At 67.9% G+C, this 17782-nt stretch carries 15 protein-coding genes; 13 read left to right on the top strand and 2 right to left on the bottom strand.

Translation table 11 applies throughout. The features are described 5' to 3' along the window. Nucleotides 1-49: 49 nt before the first annotated feature. The 5 genes from pdxS to SOM10_RS03075 all read left to right on the top strand — a co-directional run bounded on the left by pdxS (nt 50) and on the right by SOM10_RS03075 (nt 7077). Complete coding sequence (pdxS, locus tag SOM10_RS03095; protein ID WP_056278787.1) at nt 50-943, top strand: pyridoxal 5'-phosphate synthase lyase subunit PdxS; 894 nt, start codon at nt 50-52, stop codon at nt 941-943. Then, on the top strand, nt 933-1538 hold the full coding sequence (gene pdxT / locus SOM10_RS03090; RefSeq protein WP_320488353.1) for a pyridoxal 5'-phosphate synthase glutaminase subunit PdxT: 606 nt from the start codon (nt 933-935) through the stop codon (nt 1536-1538). The genes pdxS and pdxT overlap by 11 nt, the downstream gene beginning before the upstream one ends. Nucleotides 1539-1611: 73 nt before the next feature. Then, nucleotides 1612-3075 (top strand): DUF3375 domain-containing protein, encoded by a 1464-nt coding sequence (locus SOM10_RS03085; protein WP_053096186.1) that lies wholly within the window; start codon nt 1612-1614, stop codon nt 3073-3075. Beyond that, complete coding sequence (locus SOM10_RS03080; protein ID WP_053099121.1) at nt 3068-3727, top strand: DUF4194 domain-containing protein; 660 nt, start codon at nt 3068-3070, stop codon at nt 3725-3727. Before SOM10_RS03085 ends, SOM10_RS03080 begins: the two co-directional genes overlap by 8 nt. Continuing rightward, entirely contained in the window at nt 3724-7077 is a 3354-nt protein-coding gene (locus SOM10_RS03075) for an ATP-binding protein (protein ID WP_320489743.1), read from the top strand. The genes SOM10_RS03080 and SOM10_RS03075 overlap by 4 nt, the downstream gene beginning before the upstream one ends. 15 nt (nt 7078-7092) lie before the next feature. On the opposite strand, the gene SOM10_RS03070 is transcribed toward SOM10_RS03075, so the two are convergent. Then, complete coding sequence (locus tag SOM10_RS03070; RefSeq protein ID WP_320488350.1) at nt 7093-8472, bottom strand: pyridoxal phosphate-dependent decarboxylase family protein; 1380 nt, start codon at nt 8470-8472, stop codon at nt 7093-7095. A 155-nt stretch (nt 8473-8627) separates the two neighbouring features. Between SOM10_RS03070 and SOM10_RS03065 the strand changes: the two genes are divergently transcribed. The 8 genes from SOM10_RS03065 to SOM10_RS03030 all read left to right on the top strand — a co-directional run bounded on the left by SOM10_RS03065 (nt 8628) and on the right by SOM10_RS03030 (nt 17237). Next, entirely contained in the window at nt 8628-9389 is a 762-nt protein-coding gene (locus SOM10_RS03065; protein WP_053096182.1) for a YebC/PmpR family DNA-binding transcriptional regulator, read from the top strand. A gap of 45 nt (nt 9390-9434) precedes the next feature. Then, nucleotides 9435-10019 carry a crossover junction endodeoxyribonuclease RuvC gene (gene ruvC, locus SOM10_RS03060; protein WP_053096180.1) on the top strand — a complete coding sequence of 195 codons (585 nt, stop codon included), beginning with the start codon at nt 9435-9437 and terminating at the stop codon, nt 10017-10019. A 9-nt stretch (nt 10020-10028) separates the two neighbouring features. Beyond that, the gene (ruvA, locus tag SOM10_RS03055; protein ID WP_053096177.1) at nt 10029-10634 is read left to right on the top strand and encodes a Holliday junction branch migration protein RuvA; all 606 of its coding nucleotides are present in this window, start codon (nt 10029-10031) and stop codon (nt 10632-10634) included. Beyond that, a complete protein-coding gene (gene ruvB, locus SOM10_RS03050) occupies nt 10627-11652 on the top strand; it encodes a Holliday junction branch migration DNA helicase RuvB (protein ID WP_320488346.1) in 1026 nt (341 codons plus the stop codon). Before ruvA ends, ruvB begins: the two co-directional genes overlap by 8 nt. Before the next feature lie 75 nt (nt 11653-11727). Beyond that, a complete protein-coding gene (locus SOM10_RS03045; RefSeq protein WP_308418036.1) occupies nt 11728-12147 on the top strand; it encodes a preprotein translocase subunit YajC in 420 nt (139 codons plus the stop codon). 52 nt (nt 12148-12199) lie between these two features. Then, on the top strand, nt 12200-13930 hold the full coding sequence (gene secD, locus SOM10_RS03040) for a protein translocase subunit SecD (RefSeq protein ID WP_053096171.1): 1731 nt from the start codon (nt 12200-12202) through the stop codon (nt 13928-13930). Beyond that, nucleotides 13930-14922 (top strand): protein translocase subunit SecF, encoded by a 993-nt coding sequence (gene secF, locus SOM10_RS03035; RefSeq protein WP_320488341.1) that lies wholly within the window; start codon nt 13930-13932, stop codon nt 14920-14922. Before secD ends, secF begins: the two co-directional genes overlap by 1 nt. 65 nt (nt 14923-14987) lie before the next feature. Continuing rightward, nucleotides 14988-17237: a RelA/SpoT family protein gene (locus tag SOM10_RS03030; protein ID WP_053096167.1), complete on the top strand. Its 2250-nt coding sequence runs from the start codon at nt 14988-14990 to the stop codon at nt 17235-17237. Here the strand turns inward: SOM10_RS03030 and SOM10_RS03025 are convergent. Further along, nucleotides 17224-17775 (bottom strand): type IV toxin-antitoxin system AbiEi family antitoxin, encoded by a 552-nt coding sequence (locus tag SOM10_RS03025; protein WP_053096165.1) that lies wholly within the window; start codon nt 17773-17775, stop codon nt 17224-17226. The two genes, SOM10_RS03030 and SOM10_RS03025, sit on opposite strands and share 14 nt — an antisense overlap. Nucleotides 17776-17782 lie beyond the last annotated feature (7 nt).

The following is a 17782-nucleotide window of genomic DNA, read 5'->3' as shown; positions in this document are numbered from 1 at the left end:
CATCGTTCGACACACTCATGCACATCGTGCTTCCCCGACAGGAGCTCTCATGACCGAACAGACCACCACCGGATCCTCGCGCGTCAAGCGCGGTCTCGCCGAGATGCTCAAGGGCGGCGTGATCATGGACGTGGTCACCGCCGATCAGGCCAAGATCGCCGAAGACGCGGGCGCCGTCGCCGTCATGGCGCTCGAGCGGGTTCCCGCCGACATCCGCGCACAGGGCGGTGTCTCGCGCATGAGCGACCCCGACATGATCGACAGCATCATCGCGTCGGTGTCGATCCCCGTCATGGCGAAGGCACGCATCGGCCACTTCGTCGAAGCGCAGGTGCTGCAGGAGCTCGGCGTCGACTACATCGACGAGTCCGAGGTGCTCTCTCCCGCCGACTACGTGAACCACATCGACAAGCACGGCTTCGCTGTGCCCTTCGTCTGCGGTGCCACCAACCTCGGTGAGGCGCTGCGCCGCATCAATGAGGGCGCGGCGATGATCCGCTCCAAGGGTGAGGCCGGCACGGGGGATGTCTCCGAGGCGATGAAGCACATCAGGAAGATCCGTGGCGAGATCGCGGCTCTCACGGCTCTTCCGAAGGACGAGCTGTTCGTCGCGGCGAAAGAGCTGCAGGCGCCGTACGAGCTCGTGGCCGAGATCGCCGAGACCGGCAAACTCCCCGTCGTGCTGTTCGTCGCGGGTGGCGTCGCGACCCCCGCGGATGCAGCGATGATGATGCAGCTGGGCGCCGACGGCGTCTTCGTGGGCTCGGGCATCTTCAAGTCCGGCAACCCGGCGGAGCGCGCCAAGGCGATCGTCAAGGCGACCACCTTCTTCGATGACGCCAAGGTGATCGCCGAGGTCTCACGCGGACTCGGCGAGGCCATGGTCGGCATCAACGTCTCCGACCTCCCCGCGCCGCACCGCCTGGCCGAGCGTGGCTGGTAGTCCACGGGTCGGCGTCCTCGCGCTGCAGGGCGACGTGCGCGAGCACGCCGCCCTGCTCGCGGGGCTCGGAGCCGAGGTGGCGCTGGTGCGCCGCCCGGAGGAGCTGGCGTCTGTCGACGGTCTCGTCATCCCCGGCGGCGAGTCCAGCGTGATCGACAAGCTGTCGCGCACATTCGGGATGCAGGAGCCGATCAGGGACGCGATCGCTGCGGGGCTCCCCGTGTACGGGACGTGCGCCGGGCTGATCCTTCTCGCCGATGAAGTACTCGACGGCATCGAGGGACAGCAGTCATTCGGCGGCCTGGACATCGCCGTACGCCGCAATGCCTTCGGACGCCAGACGGAGTCCTTCGAGATGGACCTCGACGTTCCGGCGCTCGGTGAGGTGCCTGTGCACGCGACGTTCATCCGAGCTCCGATCGTCGAACGCGCAGGCGAGCGGGTCGAGGTGCTCGCCTCGCTTCCGGACGGCAGAATCGTCGCCGTGCGGCAGAGGACACTCATCGGCACCAGCTTCCACCCCGAGGTCGACGGCGAGACGCGCTTTCACGAGCTGTTCCTCGCGGGAGTCCGGGAGCGCACCTCGCGCCGTTGACGCCCTGCCGTGCGACCCGCCACGGACCGGCGCGTGACAGGCGAGGGCCCGAGGTCGGACTATTCTCGTTCGAGTGACTGGATCCAGGGCTGAGGCCGCGTATGCGCGTGCCGTCACCGCATTCAGCACCCCGACACTCGATCTGCTGCACGGTCGGTTCGCCCCGTTCGTGGTCGCGTCGCTCACTCTTCTGTTCACCGCCGACCGGGCGTCTGTCGCGGTCGCGGATGCGCACGCCGAGCTGGGCGAGGTGCTCGACGAACTCCGAGCGGCGGGGTACGACGACGACAGGCGGCTTCCGTCCGGGAGCGGCCGGGACGTGTGCCGGAACTGGGTGCGCCTCGGCTGGCTGATCCAGCAGATCGACGACGACGTCGAGGTCTACCGCCTGTCTGCGCATGCCGTCGCAGCACTCGAGATATCCGGCCGCACCGGCGGAGGGCGCACGCGCGTGTCGAACTCCCGCGTGCGCACCCTCCTCGACGCGGTCGACCACCTGTCGGTGAGCGCGGAAGTCGACCCGGTCCGGCGGCTGGCGCGGCTGTATGACGAACGCGATCTGCTCGACGCAGAGATCGCTCGCATCCAGGAGACCGGGCATGCCGACCCTGCCGACGATGAGGAGCTCCTCGAGGAGGCCGAGAACGTCCTGCACCTGGCACGCGAACTGCCCGCCGATTTCACGCGCGTCGCCGAGTCGCTCAGGTCGATGCAACGCGACGTCGTCGCCCACCTGCGCAGGGACGAGAGACCGACGAGCGAAGTGCTCCGCGAGTATCTGCAGCGCGCCCAGGATGTGATGCAGTCGACACCGGAGGGGCGCGCGTTCGCAGGAGCCCTGCGTCTGATCGGCGACCCCGATCGCATCGATGCCCTCACAGAGCAGCTTCGCGGACTGCTCGGCCGGCCCTTCGCCCGTATGCTCGACGGCGCGCAGCGCGCCGAGCTCGACGCCATCGGTCGACGCGTAGAGCAGGGGGTGGAGGAGGTGCTGGCCGCGCAGCGCCGCGCTTCGCACGTGATCACCGGCCAGGTGAAGACCCACGATCCGCTGCGCGATCGTCAGATCGACGACCTCCTGCGCGACGTCATCGCCGGGCTCCATGGGTGGTCCGGCCCGGCGACGGTCGTCGACCCGGTGCGCAGCATGCCGCTGATCGATCTCGGGCATCTGCGTCAGACCACCAGCGATATCCGCCCGCCGCGTGCACCGGCGCCCCTCGCCGACGCCGATGACGTCGACTTCCTCGATCACGACACGCGCGCCTGGGGTGGTCCGAGATATGCCGAGCTCGAGGAATACGTCGCCGGACTGGGGACGGACTTCGACCTCGCCGATGCCTTCCGGTCGGTGCCCGACGCGGCTCGGCGCCCTGTCGATCTGCTCGGTCTGCTCGAGATCGCGCACCGGAACGGCCTCACCGAGGGAGATGGCATCTCGACGGTCGAAGCATTGCGCCCGGACGGCACGAGCAGGCGATTCGCATTCGGCGCCGTGACCGCCCGCAGCACGAAAGAGGATTCAGATGATGAGTGACGACGACCTCACCACAGCCGGCGCGGATGAGGGGTTCATCGCTCCGACGGCGATGGAGGACGACCTCGAGGCGCACTTCCCCGGCGATCGCGGCACGCTCGATCCCGAGATCAGACGCGTGCTCGTGCACCTGCTCCAGCGGCGTTTCATCTCGATGGAGCGCAACCGACGTGAGTGGACGCTGCTGCTCGAGCACCAGCAGGTGATCGAGTCGCGGCTCAACGACATCTACCTGCGTCTGATCATCGATCACGCCAGAGGGTTCGCGTACAAGCAGCAGCTGCGCTCTGACGAGGTCGAGATGCCCGTGCTGCTGAAGGACTCTCCGTACTCGCGCGCCGAGACGCTCGTTCTCGTGCACCTGCGGACCGTCTACCAGCGCGAGTCCGCGTCCGGCGAGGGTTCAGTGCGGATCGACATCGAGGACGTCGAGCAGACCGTGCTGAGCTACTTCGCGGACGTCGACGGCGGAACCGCGAAGCAGCAGCGCGCCATCCGCAGCGCATTGGATCGGCTGGATCGAGAGGGCATCGTGCAGGAGGAGACCAGCGGACGCTACCGGATCACCGCGCTCGTCGAGGTGGTGCTCAGTGCGGAGACGCTCAAGGAGCTGCGGGAGTGGCTGCGATCCCAGGCGGTGGTGGCGCGATGACGATGATGGACACGCTCTTCGGGATGATCCCCGCGAGCTCACGCGGTCAGCAGTGGGTCGCGGAGGAGCTCCAGCTCATCAACTGGGGCGGCTACGACGGCGGTCCCCACCGCGTGCGGTTCTCGCCCGATGCGACCCTGCTGTGCGGCGGATCGGGGTCGGGCAAGTCGACGCTCATGGACGGCTACATCGCGCTGATGATGCCGCACACGACGCCCTTCAACGGCGCGTCCAACGGCGGCGTCACGGGCCGTCCCCGCGGCGACGAGCAGCGGAACATCCTGTCGTACGGGCGCGGCAAGATCGACGAGTCCCGCACCGAGGAGGGGACGAAGCTCCGCGTGCTGCGCGGCGACGGCGAGGACACCTGGAGCGCCGTCTCGATGACGTGGTTGGATCACGACGGCTCGCGCTTCACGGCGGTGCGCGGGTGGTACATCCCCGCGGACGCCCGCACCCTCGAGGACACCACGCGATTGCGGGCCACGATCGACGGCGCCTTCGACCTCTCGCAGCTCGAACGCGCTGCGGTCCAGCGACTCAGTGACGCGTCGGTGCGCGCCGGCGGGCTGGAGCCCGTGGCGACCGACCGCGAGTTCTCGGCTCGACTTCACGCCGTGCTCGGCATCGGCGCGGCCGGTTCGGGGGCGAAGGCGATCAGTCTTCTCGCCCGCATCCAGGCCGGTCAGCAGATCACGACGGTCGACGACCTCTACAAGAAGCTCGTGCTCGAGGAGCCCGAGACGATGGCGACCGCGGACGCGGTGGTCGCTCATTTCGATGAGTTGGAGAGCACCCGGACGCGGATGCTCGTCGCCAAGCAGCAGGTGGCGGCTCTCGAGCCGATCCGCGAGATCTCGCAGCGCATCGAGGCGGCGTCGGCGCGGATGAGCGTCGTGGACGAGGTCGGGGTCTTCTCGGAGCCGACCTCCCTCGCGTCCCTGTGGAGCGCCGAGCGCCGCCTCGATCTGCTGCGCGAGGTGGAGGCGGATCTGCGTGACCGCACCCAGGCGCTGCAGCTGGCCGTCCGCGAGAAGAACGCACTGATCGCCGCCGCCGAGGTCGAGCGGGAGGGGCTGCTCGACGTCCTGCGGCAGTCCGGAGGCGACCGCCTCGAGACCGCTCAGCGCGAGCTGCGGGGTGTCGAGCGCCGACTGGAGGACGTCCAGCGCGAGCGGGCGCGCTTCGACAGCGTCGCCAGGGAGCTCGGCGCCGAGGTGCGCACCGCATCCGATTTCGAGGAACTGCTCGCCCGCGTCGGCCGGGAGCTCCCGCAGAGCGGACTGCGCGGAGCCCGCGCCGCCTTCGCCGACGCAGAGTCGTCGCGCCGAGCGGTCGAGAGCGAGCTGAGTCGGGCGCGTGCCGAGCAGGACCGCACCCGTGAGCTCCGCGGGAGCATTCCCGCGCATCTGCAGGAGGCGAGAACTCTCCTCGCCCAGGCGGCCGGGCTCACCCCGACGGATCTGCCTTTCGTCGGTGAGCTCATCGAGGTGCGCACCGAGTTCGAACCCTGGCGGGACGCGTTCAACCTCGCCCTCGGCGGGTTCGCGCGGACATTGCTCGTCGATGTCGCGGACCTCGGGCGGTTCCGTGCGGCCATCGAGTCGGTGCGCATCGCTGAGCGGATCAGCTACGAAGGCGTCCCGATGGGCGTCGCCGACTCTCGGACGGCGGACCCCCGCACGCTCCCCGGTCGTCTCGATCACCGATCGACGCCGTTCACCGGATGGCTTCAGCAGCGACTCCGTGAGCGGTTCGAGTACGTGTGCGTGGACTCGTCGACCGAGCTCGCCGAGCACTCTCGCGCGCTGACGCTCGCGGGGCAGGTGTCGCACGGAGACCGCGGGTCCCATGGCGGGCATGGCCGGGCGAACATGCTCGGATTCTCGAACGCGCGCCGTCTTCGCGAGCTCGACGAGCAGATCAGCCAGCTCGAGAGCCGCCGCGATGCTGCGACTCAGGCCGCTGCGGACGCCGAGGCCGACCTCGACCGGATCGAGGCGACGTCCAAGGCGCACGCGAAGATCGAGGACCTCACCTGGGATCAGATCGACGTCGAGGCCGTCACGGCGGAGCGCGCGCGATGGGTCGCAGTGGAGGCGGAGGTCACCGACGAGAACCCGAAGATCGCCGAGCTGAAGTCGCAGGCCGAGGAGCTCAGAAAACGGGTCGGCCGTCTGCGCGACGAGAGCTCCCGACTCGGGGGAGACCTCACACTCGCTCAGGACCGTTGGGTGGAGGTCACCGACCAGGTCGACGACTGTCAGCGGATCGTCGATGCGGCTGAGGCGGCCGAGATCGCGCTGGAGGAGCGGCATCGTTCGTTCCTCGACGCGCGCTTCCTCGGAGCAGACGCGGCCGTCAGCGTGACGGCGTCGGAGCGCCTCGCTCACCTCGACGCCGCATTGCGCACGGCCGCGACCAGACTGCTCGAGGACCGCACGTCGGCAGCCGCGGCGCACGCCGAGCAGCGTGAGCAGATGCGACGCCTGATGACGGGCTTCCTCGAGCGCTGGGATACGCTCACGATCCTCCCCGACCCCGACGAGTCGGTCGCGGAGTTCGAGAGCATCCTCGTGGCGCTCGAGACCAACGGCCTGCACGAGCTGGAATCCGAATGGCGAGACAGCCTCCTCAAGCTCTCCGGAAACGATCTGACGAGCCTGGATTCGACGCTGGGTCGTGCACTGCGCGAGATCAAGAACCGCATCGACCCGATCAACAGGATCATGGAGGAGCTGCCGTTCTACGACGATGATCACCGTCTTCAGATCACACCGCGCGAGAACCAGTCCGAGGCGCGCAGGCGATTCCGCAAGGAGCTTCGCGAGGTGCGCAGCCTCATCGACGCAGCGGAGACGGATGTCGATCGTGAGAGCGTCTACCGGAGGATGAGCCGTCTCATCGGTCGGATGCGACGCACAGCTCCCGACTTCGCCGAGCTCATCGACGTGCGCAACCATGTGCGGGTGAGCGCGGAGCGGGTCCATGCGACGACCCGGGAGCATGTCGCGCTCTACGACCACATCGGCGAGAAATCGGGTGGAGAGTCGCAGGAGCTGGTCGCCTTCATCGTGGGCGCGGCACTGCGCTACCAGCTCGGCGACGCGGGTGCCGAGCGTCCGAGGTATGCACCCGTGTTCATGGACGAGGCCCTGATCAAGGCGGACGCGCACTTCACGAAGCGTGCGATCGGAGCATGGCGGGGTCTCGGCTTCCAGCTCGTGATCGGTGCGCCGAACGACAAGTACAGCGCCATCGAACCGCATGTCGACGTGGAGTACGACATCCTCAAGGACACGCGCGGCCGCTCCTGGGCACGGCCGAAGGTCGGTCTGCCCGCCGAGTGACACCGGCGATGATGGTCAGCGCGACACGAGAGTTCGGATCGCGCCGACCGTGCGGTCGATGTCGTCCCGGGTCGTCGCCCAGGACGACATCGAGCAGCGCAGCGCAGCGCGACCTCTCCACTCGGCCCCGGTCATGGCGGCGGTGCCCTCCACGAGCACGGCCTCACCCAGCCGTCGCGTCGCCTCATCGGAATCGAGACAGAACATGACCTGCGTGTAGTCGACGTCGTTGAGGATGCGGATGCCGTCGATCGTCGTGAGCCCCTCGGCCATCGCCACCGCGTTCTCGTGCAGCCTGTCGATCAGGTTCGAGATGCCGTCCCGTCCGAGGCTGCGCATCGCCGCCCACGCGGGCACGCCGCGTGCGCGACGGGACAGTTCCGGCGTCACGTCCCACGGGTCCAGACTCGTGTAGATGAGGTAGTCGCCACCCGTGCGGAACGCGGCGATCGAGTCCGCAGGGTCGCGGACGATCGCCATGCCGCAGTCGTAGGGCACGTTGAGCGTCTTATGCGCGTCTGTCGCCCACGAATCGGCGTCGGACATGCCCGCCGTCAGCGGCCGCAGCGACTCGGAGGCCGCGGCCCAGAGGCCGAATGCGCCGTCGACGTGCACCCAGGCTCCGTGCCGATGGGCTATCGGTATGAGGGCAGCGAAGTCGTCGAATGCGCCGGTGTGCACTTCTCCGGCCTGTAGACAGACGATGGTCGGTCCGGAGCCGTCCGCGAGGACGCTGTCCAGGGCGTCTGGTCGCATGCGCCCCTGCGCGTCGGATTCGACGGCAGTGATGCCGGTGCGTCCGATCCCGAGGAACCGCGCTGCACGGTCGATCGACCCATGGCGGTCGGCACCTACGACGAAGCGCATCTGCGGAGATCCGTGCAGTCCCTTCTCGCTGAGGTTCCAGCCGACTCGAGCGAGAACGGCGTTCCGTGCCGTCGCGAGGCAGGTGAAGTTCGCCATCTGGCCGCCGGTGACGAATCCGACGCTCGCGTCGTCGGGCAGGCCCAGGATGTCGAGCATCCACCGGCCGGCTATGCGCTCCAACGCCACGGTCGTGGGCGTGAGCAGGGCGGATCCCGAATTCTGGTCCCAGGCGGACACGAGCCAGTCGGCGGCGAGGGCAGCGGGATGCGTGCCGCCGATGACGAACCCGAAGAATCGTCCTCCGGGGATCGCGACGAGACCGGGGTCCGCCCGCGACACGATCTCGCCGATCACCTCTTCCGGGTCCATGCCTTCGGCGGGCAGGGGGCCGCCGAAGGCGTCGAGCATCTCGGCGAGGGTCGCCCGCGGCCACACCGGTCTGTCGTCGAGCGACCCGAGGAACTCGAGTGCTGCTCGGTGGGCGGCGTCCAGTCCGCGGATCCTGTCATCGTCGACGCTCTGGTCCATGTGTCAGGACTACACCCAGGCCTGCCCTCACACCAGAGCGATCACGGGAACAGGAGGCCGCCGCTCCGTGTGCGGCCACAGGCCGCGGGCATGGTTCGATAGAATGGACGATGCCCTGGGCCGTGCCCACGGGCGGATACGACGAGCGGAGAATTATGTCCGGGCATTCCAAGTGGGCCACCACGAAGCACAAGAAGGCCATCATCGACTCCAGGCGCGCCAAGTCCTGGGCCAAGCTCATCAAGAACATCGAGGTCGCGGCCAAGCTCGGCGGAGCCGACCTGCAGGGAAACCCGACGCTGTTCGACGCGGTGCAGAAGGCGAAGAAGACGTCGGTCCCGAAGGACAACATCGATCGCGCAGTGAAGCGCGGCGCGGGCATCGGCGGCGAAGCGGTCGAGTACACCTCGATCATGTACGAGGGGTACGGACCCAACGGCGTCGCGATGATGATCGAATGTCTGACCGACAACAAGAACCGTGCTGCGGCCGAGGTCCGCACTGCTCTCAGCCGCAACGGCGGAACCCTCGCCGACCCGGGCAGCGTCGCCTACAACTTCAGCCGCAAGGGCGTGATCGTGGTCGGCTCCGAGGGGACCACCGAGGATGACGTGATGATGGCCGCGCTCGAAGCGGGGGCCGAAGAGATCGAGCCGCACGCCGAGGGCTTCGAGATCATCACCGAGGCGACGGATCTCGTGACCGTCCGCAGCGCGCTGCAGGAGGCGGGAATCGACTACGAATCCGCCGACGTCGAGTTCGTGCCGAACCTCAAGGTCGAGATCGACGCCGACACCGCTCGCAAGATCTTCCGCCTCATCGATGCACTCGAAGACAGCGAGGACGTGCAGAACGTCTTCACCAACTTCGATCTCACCGCCGAGGTGCAGGCCGAGCTCGAGAACGACGACGCGTAGGCGCGCCGACCGCGTGCCGTCGGACGAGACGCTTAGCCTGGGGGAGTGACCTCCTCCTCGCTTCGCGTGCTCGGCATAGACCCGGGTCTCACCCGGTGCGGCGTGGGGGTCGTCGACGTCGACCGGGCTCGACGAGGCACGCTCGTGCATGTCGGAGTCATCCGCTCGGCGCCCGATCTCCCGATCGGCGAACGACTCGCGATCGTCGCCGCGGGCATCCGAGAAGTGCTGGAGCTCCATCGGCCCGACGCTGTCGCGGTCGAGCGCGTGTTCGCGCAGCAGAACAGTCACACGGTGATGGGCACCGCCCAGGCGAGCGGCGTGGCTCTGCTGCTCGCTGCTGAGGCAGGACTCCCGGCGGCCACGCACACTCCGAGCGAGGTCAAGGCGGCGGTCACCGGCTACGGCTCGGCGGACAAGCGTCAGGTGCAGACCATGATCGCCCGGATCCTGCGCCTGGATGCGCCGCCGCAGCCGCCGGATGCCGCTGACGCCCTCGCGATCGCGCTCTGCCACGCGTGGCGTCGGGGCGCAGCGGGGGTCCCGGGTGTGGATGCGCTCACCCCGGCCCAGAAGGCTTGGGCCGACGCGGAGCGTGTCGCTCGAACATATCTACGATCGGGTGCGTAGGCTGGGCGGATGATCTCCTCGCTGCACGGCGCTGTCCTCCACTCGACCGCCGATCAGGTCATCATCGACGTCGGGGGAGTCGGGTTCTCCGTCTCGGTGCCCGCAGACGTGGCTCACACCGCGACCGTCGGCGAGAAGCTGATGCTGCACACGAGCCTCATCGTGCGCGAGGATGCGCTGTCGCTCTACGGGTTCGCCGACCGCAGCGAGCTGGAGATCTTCGGCCTGCTGATCAGCGTGACCGGCGTCGGGCCGAAGTCGGCGCTGGGGGTGCTGTCGCATCTCACCGTCGACCAGATCGCGGAAGCCGTGACATCGGAGGATGACGCCCCGTTCCGCCGTGTCTCGGGTATCGGCCCCAAGACCGCCAAGCTCATCGTCCTCCAGCTCGCGGGCAAGGTGCATCCGGTGGGCGCGGCGTCGAAGCCCGCCGCGAGCGGACCCGTCGACGTCGTCGATCAGGTCGCTGCCGCGCTCGTCGGTCTGGGGTGGTCCGAGAAGGTCGCCGCCGAGGCCGCCGCGCAGACCGCCGCGGAGGCCTCTGAGGCCGAGCGGGCAGCCGTCGCACCGCTGCTGCGCCGCACGCTCGCACTGCTGGGACCGGCGCGTGTCTGACATCCGCGACGCCGCCGAGCCCTCCGACGACACCGAGCTGGCGATCGAAGGAGCCCTGCGACCCACGAGCCTGGGTGAGTTCGTCGGTCAGCAGAAGGTGCGGGGGCAGCTCCAGCTGCTCCTCGATGCCGCACGGATCCAGAATCGCCCGCCCGACCACATCCTGCTCGCGGGCCCGCCCGGGCTCGGCAAGACCACGCTGGCGATGATCGTCGCGCACGAGAGCGAACGTCCGCTGCGCCTCTCGAGCGGACCGGCGATCCAGCACGCCGGTGACCTCGCCGCGCTCCTCTCGAGCCTCGTGCCCGGAGAGGTGCTGTTCATCGACGAGATCCACCGGATGGCGCGGTCGGCGGAGGAGATGCTCTATCTCGCGATGGAGGACTTCCGCATCGACATCATGGTGGGCAAGGGCGCGGGGGCGACCAGCATCCCGCTGGACCTCGCACCGTTCACGCTCGTGGGTGCGACGACGCGCTCGGGTCTGCTGCCGAACCCGCTGCGGGATCGCTTCGGCTTCACCGGTCACCTGGAGTTCTACGAGGAGTCGGAGCTCGAGCGCGTCATCGCACGCTCGGCCCTCATGCTGGGCGTCGATCTGCCGCGGGATTCGCTGTCGGAGATCGCCCGTCGCTCGCGCGGCACTCCTCGTATCGCGAACCGCCTGCTGCGTCGAGTGCGCGACTATGCGCTCGTTCACGGCGGCGGCGCGGCCTCCCTGGTCGGGGTCAAGGCCGCGCTGGAGCTCTACGACGTCGACCCCATCGGACTGGACCGCCTCGACAGAGCGGTGCTCGAGGCGCTCGTTCGGCGCTTCCGCGGGGGTCCCGTGGGGCTCAGCACGCTCGCGGTCGCCGTGGGCGAGGAGGCCGAGACGGTCGAGAGCGTCGTCGAGCCCTATCTCGTGCGCATCGGATTCCTGGGTCGCACACCTCGAGGTCGCGTCGCCATGCCGGAGGCCTACAGCCACCTCGGCATCGCGCACCCGGACGGGGCGCTCCGACTTGATGACCTATAATCGCTGAAGACTTCCCCTGATAGAACTGCGCGACCGTCCTGTGGTGCGCGCACCTGAGAAAGGCCCTTTGCCACCATGCCCATGGAAATCCTCCTCTTCGGCCTTCTCGCCGTTCTCGTCGTCTTCATGTTCGTCAACGGACGCAAGCGCCAGAAGCAGATGAAGGCTGAGCAGGAGGAGAAGGCGACCAAGACCGTTCCCGGGGTCAAGGTGCTCCTCCAGGGTGGTATCTACGGCACGATCGTGGCCTACGACCATGACGACCTCGACTCGCCCGCGCTCGTCGAGATCGCTCCCGGCACCGTCATCGAGGTGCACAGCCAGGCGATCCTGCGCATCGTCGAGCCCAAGGACGCGATCGAGACCGACCCGGCAGTGCTCGCCGCCGAGGATGCACCGATCGTGAACGACGTTCCCGTCGTCGACGATGCTCCGGCCCTCGAGACTCCCGAGGAGACCCGTCGCCGTCTCGAGCGCGACGCCGACGACAAGTAGCCTTCGCGCTGCACCACCTCGGCACTCCGGCATCTTAGAAAGCTGATCACACGTGGCCACTTCTTCTCCGGTCCGTCATGCCTGGCGGGTCCTCATGGGCCTGCTCCTGGTGACGGGCGTCCTCTTCGGCATCAACGCGCTCGGCGTCCACGTGTTCGAGAAGAGCTCCTGGACCCCTGAGCTCGCGCTCGACCTGCAGGGCGGCACGCAGATCGTGCTCAGTGCCGAGACCGAGGACGGCGCTGCGCCCTCCCCGGAGCAGCTCGATCAGGCGGCCGCGATCATCCGCCAGCGCGTCGATGCATCCGGTGTGGCCGAGGCCGACATCACCACCGAGGGCGGCCGCAACATCGTGGTGCAGATCCCGGGTGTCGCGGACGAGCAGACGCGTGCGCGCATCCAGTCCAGCGCGCAGCTGGAGTTCCGCCCGGTGCTCGCCACGACGGCAGGCACGAATCAGTACGTGGGTGAAGACGGCAACGAGACGGCGTATCCGACCCCGGACGACTCGCTGAACGCGACGCCGACGGCCGAGCCGACGGACGCGAGCGACCTCGCCTGGGTGACCGACAGGCTCGCCGCGGAGTTCCAGGCCTACGACTGCGCCAACCCCGAGAACGACCCCTCGAACGCGCCCAAGGACCAGCCGCTCATCGCGTGCGATCCCTCGGGCCAGGCGAAGTACCTCCTCGGTCCGACCGAGCTCACGGGTGACGCCATCACCGACGCATCCGCGGGTCGCGACCCGAAGACGGGCGCGTGGCTCGTCCAGCTGACGATGAACGGCGACGGCGCCGAGGCCTTCGGCGAGGTGAGCACCCGTCTCAACCAGAACCGCCTCGCGGAGCTCTCGCCGCGTGATCAGTTCGCCTTCGTCCTGGACGGATCGGTGATCAGCGCACCGCGCATGAACGGACAGATCCTCGACGGTCGCCCGAGCATCTCGGGAGACTTCAACCAGGAGTCGGCGACCGCCCTCGCCGACCAGCTCAAGTTCGGCGCCCTGCCCCTGAGCTTCGAGGTTCAGAGCTCCGACACCATCTCCGCGACCCTGGGCACCCAGCAGCTTCAGATCGGTCTCATCGCGGGCCTCATCGGTCTCGCACTCGTGGCGATCTACTCACTGATCGTCTATCGGGCGCTCGGCTCCGTGATCATCGCGTCCATCGCGGTGATGGCTGTTCTGACGTACATCATCATCTGCATCCTCGCGTGGCGATTGGGCTTCCGCCTGTCGCTCGCCGGCGTCGCGGGCCTCATCGTCTCGATCGGCTTCACCGCCGACTCGTTCATCGTGTACTTCGAGAGGATCCGAGACGAGCTCCGCGACGGAAAGTCGATCACCTCGGCGGTCGAAGACGGCTGGGGCAGAGCGAAGCGCACGATCTACATCTCGAAGTCGATCAACATCCTCGCGGCAGTGGTGCTGTACATCCTCGCGGACTCCACTGTGAAGGGCTTCGCCTTCACTCTGGGGCTCACGACCCTCATCGACGTGTTCATCTTCGTGATCTTCACGCACCCGGTGATGCAGCTGCTCGCCCGCACCAAGTTCTTCGGCGGGGGCCACAAGCTCTCCGGTCTCGATCCCGAATCGCTCGGTGCGGTGTACCGCAGCCGATCGCAGTTCCGTCAGGTGTCGACCGCCACCGCGGGCCGCGGGGCGAAGAACGCCAGAGCCAAGGGCGAAGCCGAGCGCCGTCAGACCATCGCAGAGCGCAAGCGCGCCGAAGCACTAGCCGGTGAGAGAACCACCCGCACCGGAAGCGAGGGGGACGCCTGATGGCTTCCATGAACGAGTTCGGTAACAACCTCTACACGGGAAAGACGTCCTTCCCGTTCGTCGGCAAGCGCCGCCTGTGGTTCATCATCGCGATCGTGCTGGTCGTCGGCTCGGCGCTGGTGCCGCTCATCCGCCCGATCCAGTTCTCGATCGAGTTCACGGGCGGGTCGCAGTTCACCGTGCAGGCGCCCGACAGCTTCGAGCAGGAGACCGCGAAGACCGCGGTGCAGTCGGTCGTACCCGGTGCGGCGACCAAGGTCGTCGTGGTGGGCGGCAACGACATCCGCGTCCAGACCGATCAGATGAGCGCTGCCGAGACGCAGCAGGTCTCCAACGCCCTCGCCGATGCCTATGGCGTCGAGCCCGAGAGCGTGACCTCGTCGTTCATCGGACCGGCGTGGGGTGAGAACGTCACCAAGCAGTCCCTCTGGGGTCTCGCGATCTTCCTCGCACTGACGTTCCTGATCCTCGCGATCTACTTCCGGACGTGGAAGATGTCCGCGGCAGCGATCCTCGGGCTGCTCGACGTCCTCGTCATCACGGTCGGCGTCTACGCCCTGGCCGGGTTCGAGATCTCACCGGCCGCGGTCATCGGATTCCTGACGATCCTCGCCTACTCGCTGTATGACACCACGGTGGTGTTCGACAAGATCAGGGAGAACACCACGGAGGACGGCGAGAACTCGACGCGAACCTTCGGCGAGTCGGTCAACCTGGCGGTGAACCAGACGCTCATCCGATCGATCAACACCTCGGTCGTCGCCGCACTGCCGGTCGGCGCGGTCCTTTTCATCGGAGCCTTCTGGCTGGGCGCCGAGTCCCTCACGGACATCTCGCTCTCGATCTTCGTCGGCATCCTGGTCGCGACCTACTCGACCCTGTTCTTGGCCGCGCCGCTCTACTCGCTCTTCCGCGAGAACGAGCCGCAGATCGCGGCACGAGATGCCAAGATCCGCGAGGCGCGAAGCCTCGCGACCGCAGAGACCCGATAGTCCCCGCTCCGCGGGGCCGCACCCCGTGGAGCACGCGTAAGCTGTTGTGATTCGGAGGTGAGCGGATGGCGGAACCGCAGACGGCGTCGCAGGGCTCCAGCCTGAGACGACTGGTTCCCCGCATCTTCTCCCGCGCGCCCAGGATCAACGACCTCGACAATCTGATCCGCACGGTCCGTGCGAATCACCCGCGAGGCGATCTCGCCGTCATCGAGCGCGCCTACGCCGTGGCCAAGGAGAAGCACACCGGCCAGCAGCGCCAGAGCGGCGAGCCCTACATCACGCACCCGCTCGCCGTCGCGCAGATTCTCGCAGAGATGGGCCTGGGTCCTCGAGCCATCGCTGCGGCGCTGCTGCACGACACCGTCGAAGACACCGGCTATGCGCTCACCGACCTCACGGCGGAGTTCGGCGACGAGGTCGCGATGCTCGTCGACGGCGTCACCAAGCTCGACAAGGTCAAGTACGGCGAGAGCGCCCAGGCCGAGACCGTCCGCAAGATGATCGTCGCGATGTCGAAGGACATCCGCGTCCTGCTGATCAAGCTCGCCGACCGCCTGCACAACGCCCGCACGTGGGGATTCGTCCCGCCCGAGAAGGCTGCGAAGAAGGCCAAGGAGACGCTCGAGATCTACGCGCCTCTGGCCAACCGCCTCGGTATCCAGGCGATCAAGTCCGAGCTCGAGGACCTCTCGTTCGCCGTGCTGCATCCGAAGATCTACAACGAGATCCACAACCTGATCGCCCAGCGCACCCCGCAGCGCGAGAAGTACCTCGCTCAGGTCGTCGAGGAGATCGACGAGGACCTGCGCGATCTGCGCATCCGAGGCAAGGTCGTCGGGCGTCCGAAGCAGCTGTACTCGGTGTACCAGAAGATGGTCGTACGAGGCCGTGAGTTCGACGACATCTACGACCTGATCGGCATCCGCGTGCTGGTCGCGTCGGTGCGCGACTGCTACGCGGTGCTCGGCGCCATCCACGCGCGCTGGACGCCGCTGCCCGGTCGCTTCAAGGACTACATCGCCACCCCGAAGTTCAACCTCTACCAGTCGCTGCACACCACGGTGATCGGACCGTCGGGTCGGACGGTCGAGATCCAGATCCGCACGCACGAGATGCACCAGCAGGCGGAGTACGGCGTCGCCGCGCACTGGATGTACAAAGAGCGGATGAACGGCGGCAAGACCGAGGTCCGCGCCGCGGACAACGACATGGCGTGGCTCGCGCACATCTCGGACTGGCAGGCCGAGACGGCGGATCCCGGCGAGTTCCTCGACTCTCTGCGCTTCGAGATCGGCGCGAAAGAGGTCTACGTCTTCACGCCGAAGGGGCGCGTCGTCGGGCTACCGGCGGGTGCGACGCCGGTCGACTTCGCGTACGCCGTGCACACCGAGATCGGCCACCGCACGATGGGCTCGAAGGTCAACGGGCGCCTCGTGCCGTTGGAATCGGAGCTCAAGAGCGGTGACGTGGTCGAGGTCTTCACCTCGAAGAACCCCGACGCCGGCCCTAGCCAGGATTGGCTCGGCTTCGTCAAGAGCACCCGCGCACGCAACAAGATCCGCGGATGGTTCACGAAGGAGCGTCGCGAAGAGGCGATCGAGCAGGGCAAGGAGGCCATCGCTCGCGCCATGCGCCGCCAGAACATGCCGCTGCAGCGCCTGATGAGCCAGGACTCGTTCGCCGAGGTCGCACATCAGCTCCGCTATGAGGACGTCTCTGCGCTGTATGCCGCCGTGGGCGAAGGTCACGTCTCCACGCAGTCCGTGCTCGAGAAGGTCACCGCGCTGGTCGCGGCGACCGATCCCGCCACAGGTCCGATCGACCTCCCCGGCAGCATGCCGTCGCGGGAGCCCCGGGCAGGGGATTCGGGTGTCCTGGTGCGCGGAGCATCGGACATCCTCGTGAAGGTCGCGAAGTGCTGCACTCCGGTTCCCGGAGACGAGATCGTCGGTTTCGTGACGCGTGGCAGCGGCGTGTCCGTGCACCGCACGGACTGCCCGAACGTCAAGGCGCTCGCGAGCGAGGAGGACCGATTCGTCGAGGTGTCGTGGGCCCCGACGACGAAGAGCGTCTTCCGGGTGCAGATCCAGGTCGAGGCCCTCGACCGTTCGGGGCTGCTCTCGGATGTCACCCGGGTGCTGAGCGAGCATCACGTCAACATCCTGTCGGCGACCGTCAGCACCACCGACGAACGCCTCGCCATCAGCCGCTTCGTCTTCGAGATGGGCGATGCCGTCCACCTCGACCGGGTGCTGAACGCGGTGCGTCGCATCGACGCGGTATATGACGTGTACCGCGTCACCTCGTCCTGACGAGAATCCTCTCGAGCGCGCCGCGTCCGGCGCGCTTTCCCGGCACGCGGGTCATGCGCTCGAGCTCCCGAAGCGCAGCGGACACGAGATCCGGTTCGGCGTCGGCGAGGAGCACCATCCACCGATGCAGGGATCCGTCGCGGTGGAGTCCGAGAGCGAGATCGACCATGGTGCGCTCCGGCGTCATCACCGGTACGCCGCCGATCACGACGAGATCCGACGGCGGCAACGCTGTGTCATGAAGGATCACTCGTGCAGGCAGAGCGGGGCGAATCCGATGGCTCACTGCGCGCCGGACGTGATGGCGCGCAGGGGGAGTGTCGCCGGCACCGTGGATCCATGCTGCCGTCGGGCCGGAGGCGGCCGTGTCCGCAGGGACGAGGGGCGCGAGCGCGGCTGCTCTCGCGCTTGCGCTCTCGACGAGATCGGCGGGGATGTAGCCCTCGCCCAGATCGACGAGATGCCCGTCGAGCCTCGCCGCGCTGAGTTCGGGGATCGTGAGGCGTTGGCCGGGCAGATACAGGAACGCGGGATGCATCACGCCA

This window comes from Microbacterium sp. CFBP9023 (assembly GCF_034045055.1).
Classification (GTDB): domain Bacteria; phylum Actinomycetota; class Actinomycetes; order Actinomycetales; family Microbacteriaceae; genus Microbacterium.
This window is presented reverse-complemented; position numbering and strand designations above follow the sequence as displayed.

Excerpts from the sequence above, each read along its gene's own strand:
- pdxS (WP_056278787.1), top strand. The coding sequence starts at position 50 with ATGACCGAACAGACCACCACCGGATCCTCGCGCGTCAAGCGCGGTCTC.
- SOM10_RS03080 (WP_053099121.1), top strand. The coding sequence starts at position 3,068 with ATGAGTGACGACGACCTCACCACAGCCGGCGCGGATGAGGGGTTCATC.
- SOM10_RS03075 (WP_320489743.1), top strand. The coding sequence starts at position 3,724 with ATGACGATGATGGACACGCTCTTCGGGATGATCCCCGCGAGCTCACGC.
- SOM10_RS03070 (WP_320488350.1), bottom strand. The coding sequence starts at position 8,472 with ATGGACCAGAGCGTCGACGATGACAGGATCCGCGGACTGGACGCCGCC.
- SOM10_RS03065 (WP_053096182.1), top strand. The coding sequence starts at position 8,628 with ATGTCCGGGCATTCCAAGTGGGCCACCACGAAGCACAAGAAGGCCATC.
- ruvA (WP_053096177.1), top strand. The coding sequence starts at position 10,029 with ATGATCTCCTCGCTGCACGGCGCTGTCCTCCACTCGACCGCCGATCAG.
- SOM10_RS03045 (WP_308418036.1), top strand. The coding sequence starts at position 11,728 with ATGCCCATGGAAATCCTCCTCTTCGGCCTTCTCGCCGTTCTCGTCGTC.
- secF (WP_320488341.1), top strand. The coding sequence starts at position 13,930 with ATGGCTTCCATGAACGAGTTCGGTAACAACCTCTACACGGGAAAGACG.
- SOM10_RS03030 (WP_053096167.1), top strand. The coding sequence starts at position 14,988 with ATGGCGGAACCGCAGACGGCGTCGCAGGGCTCCAGCCTGAGACGACTG.
- SOM10_RS03025 (WP_053096165.1), bottom strand. The coding sequence starts at position 17,775 with ATGCATCCCGCGTTCCTGTATCTGCCCGGCCAACGCCTCACGATCCCC.